The sequence below is a fragment of the Dysgonomonas mossii genome (assembly GCF_004569505.1).
Classification (GTDB): domain Bacteria; phylum Bacteroidota; class Bacteroidia; order Bacteroidales; family Dysgonomonadaceae; genus Dysgonomonas.
In genome coordinates this window covers 1-404 of record NZ_SPPK01000108.1, presented here as the reverse complement: position 1 = coordinate 404, position 404 = coordinate 1, and the positions used below count along the sequence as shown (strand labels likewise).

Genomic DNA, 404 nt, shown 5'->3' with positions numbered 1-404 from the left:
TTATCGTACACGTCGTTTTGAAGGGTATGGCAAGTTGAGTCACCAATCTATTGATGACTTGAAAGTTGGAGCTAGAATTGAAACAGGTGAACAAAAAGAAGATGAACTAGATTTCACACTTTGGAAAAAAGCTAAACCTGGTGAAATTAAGTGGGACAGCCCTTGGGGACCAGGACGCCCTGGTTGGCATATAGAATGTTCTGTCATGGCTCATGTACATTTAGGTGATACAATTGATATACACGCAGGAGGAACAGACCTTCAGTTCCCTCACCACGAAAACGAAATTGCGCAATCTGAAGCACATAGTGATACAACATTTGCTAACTACTGGATGCATAACGGATTTGTAAATATTAATAATGAAAAAATGAGTAAGTCTCTTGGTAACTTTATTTTAGTGC

At 39.1% G+C, this 404-nt stretch carries 1 pseudogene; it reads left to right on the top strand.

The annotated features are described in order from the left end of the window. A pseudogene (locus tag E4T88_RS17650) lies at nt 1–404 on the top strand (cysteine--tRNA ligase); the annotation flags it as partial.